We start from the raw sequence: 2,426 nt of genomic DNA, 5'->3' as shown, positions 1-2,426 counted from the left end.
CCCGCCGGCGTACCCGAACTACGGCTACGCCCCTGCGATGAGGACCAACGGCCTCGCCATCGCCGCCCTGGTGCTCGCCCTGGTCGGCATCGGTTCCTGCATCACCGCGCCGATCGGCGCGATCCTCGGCCACGTCGCGCAGAAGCAGATCCGGGAGACCGGCGAGGGCGGCGAGGGCATGGCGAAGGCCGGCATCATCGTCGGCTGGATCGTCACCGGCCTGTACCTGCTGGTGGTCCTCTTCTACGTGGCGATCATCATCTTCGCGATCAGCCAGGCCGACACCAGCGGCACCGGCTACTGAACCGACGGTGCCGCCCCGGCCTGGACCGGGGCGGCACGGATCGTCGGAAGGGCGGACCTACTCCGCGGGCGGGGTGAAGGACGAGGTGCGGGTCATGCCCGCGGCCCGGCCCTTCGCCGCCACCACGAGGGCCATCTTGCGGGACGCCTCGTCGATCATCTCGTCGCCGAGCATCACCGCGCCGAGCCGGCCGCCCGCCTCCGAGGTGTAGTGCTCGTACGCGTCGAGGATCAGCTCGGCGTGGTCGTAGTCGGCCTGGGCCGGCGAGTAGACCTCGTTCGCGGCGTCGATCTGGCCCGGGTGCAGCACCCACTTGCCGTCGAAGCCGAGCGCCGCCGAGCGCTTGGCCACCTCGCGGAACCCGTCCACGTCGCGGATCTGGAGGAACGGGCCGTCGATGGCCTGCTTGTCGTGCATCCGGGCCGCCATCAGGATGCGCATGAGGATGTAGTGGTAGGGGTCGCCCGGGTAGTCCGGGATGAGCGCGCCGACCACCAGGGACTTCATGTTGATCGAGGCCATGAAGTCGGCCGGGCCGAAGATGATGGTCTCGACCCGGGGCGAGGCGGCCGCGATGGCATCGATGTTGACCAGGCCGGCCGCGTTCTCGATCTGCGCCTCGATGCCGATCCGGCCGACCTCCAGGCCGAGCGTCCGCTCCAGCTGGGTCAGCGTCATGTCGAGCCACTGCACCTGGGCCGCGTTCTGCACCTTCGGCAGCATGATGCAGTCGAGGTTGGCGCCGGCGCCCTCCACCACGTCGATGACGTCGCGGTAGGTCCACGGGGTGGTGAGGTCGTTGACCCGTACGACGCGGGTCTTGCCCGACCAGTCGCCCTCGTTCAGGGCCGCGACGATGTTCTTGCGGGCGTCGGGCTTGGCGAGCGGGGCGACCGCGTCCTCCAGGTCGAGGAAGACCTGGTCAGCGGGGAGCCCCTGGGCCTTGCCGAGCATCTTGACGCTGGAGCCGGGTACCGCGAGGCAGGACCGGCGGGGGCGACCGACTGCGGCCATGGATGCGCTCCTTCCAGCGTGCGGAGGGCACGCCGACGTCACGTGGCGGAAATGCGAGGGCCGGACGATGCCGAGGGCCTTTGTGACGCCACGGTAACCTCGTGCCGTGACCGGGGTGAATGGACCTGTGGAAGATCTCACTGGGCGTCGACTCGTGGTGGTGACCGGGGCCAGTTCCGGTATCGGCCTGGCGGCCGCCGTGGACCTGGCGCGCCGCGGTGACCAGGTGGTACTCGTCGGCCGGGACCCGGCCCGGCTCCAGGCCGCGGCGGAACAGGTGCGGGAGGCGTCCGGCGAACGACCGGAACTCTTCCGCGCCGACTTCGCGGTGCTCGACGACGTCCGCGGGCTGGCTGCCAGACTGCGCGAGGCGTACGACCGGATCGACGTGCTCGCCAACAACGCCGGGGCGATCGCCCTGCAGCCCCTCACCACCGTCGACGGCTTCGAGCTGTCGATCCAGGCCAACCACCTGGCCCCCTTCCTGCTCAGCAGCCTGCTGCGGGACCGGATCGGCCGGATGGTGGTCACCGCCTCCGGCGCGCACCGCAGCGGCGTGCTCGACCCGGCCGACCTGAACGCCCCGCTGCGCCGCTACCGGCCGATGCAGGCGTACGGCACCAGCAAGCAGGCGAACATCCTCTTCACGGCCGAGGCGGCCCGACGCTGGCCGGAGATCCCCGCGTACTCCTTCCACCCGGGGGTGGTGCGCAGCCGGTTCGGCAACGACAGCCGGCTGGTCGCCCTGGGCATGCGGCTCCTGCCGTTCCGCAGCCCGGAGAAGGGCGCTGAGACGCTGGTCTGGCTGGCCAACCAGGCCCCCGAGCGGCTCATCACGGGCGGCTACTACATCGACCGGCGGCTGCGCCGGCCGCTGCCCAGGGCGGCCGACCCGCAGCTGGCCGCCCGACTCTGGACGGCCAGCGCAGAGGCGGTCGGCCTCGCCGGATGACGATGTCGCCCGCCGCCGGGACGCTGCCATACTCCGCCGCATGACGACGGGGAACGACATCGGCGGGGGCGACATCCTGCGGGTGCTCGGCGAGGACGGGGAACTGCGGGCGCGGCTCGACGCCGAGCTGACCGCCTTCAACAACCGGGCGACCGG

At 71.4% G+C, this 2,426-nt stretch carries 3 protein-coding genes; 2 read left to right on the top strand and 1 reads right to left on the bottom strand.

Going from position 1 to position 2,426, the window contains the following annotated elements:
• A partial coding sequence (locus tag AB0B91_RS65115; RefSeq protein ID WP_358343017.1) for a DUF4190 domain-containing protein occupies window positions 1–304 on the top strand: 304 nt, incomplete at its 5' end.
• 57 nt (window positions 305–361) lie between these two features.
• On the opposite strand, the gene AB0B91_RS65110 is transcribed toward AB0B91_RS65115, so the two are convergent.
• Complete coding sequence (locus AB0B91_RS65110) at window positions 362–1,318, bottom strand: CoA ester lyase (RefSeq protein ID WP_089002151.1); 957 nt, start codon at window positions 1,316–1,318, stop codon at window positions 362–364.
• A gap of 127 nt (window positions 1,319–1,445) precedes the next feature.
• Between AB0B91_RS65110 and AB0B91_RS65105 the strand changes: the two genes are divergently transcribed.
• Entirely contained in the window at window positions 1,446–2,270 is an 825-nt protein-coding gene (locus AB0B91_RS65105; RefSeq protein WP_089002152.1) for an SDR family NAD(P)-dependent oxidoreductase, read from the top strand.
• The last annotated feature ends 156 nt before the right edge of the window (window positions 2,271–2,426 follow it).

This window comes from Nonomuraea sp. NPDC049141 (assembly GCF_040648415.1).
In the GTDB taxonomy this organism is placed as follows: domain Bacteria; phylum Actinomycetota; class Actinomycetes; order Streptosporangiales; family Streptosporangiaceae; genus Nonomuraea.
The sequence above is the reverse complement of the archived record's forward strand: the minus strand, read 5'-3'. Positions and strand labels throughout refer to the sequence as shown.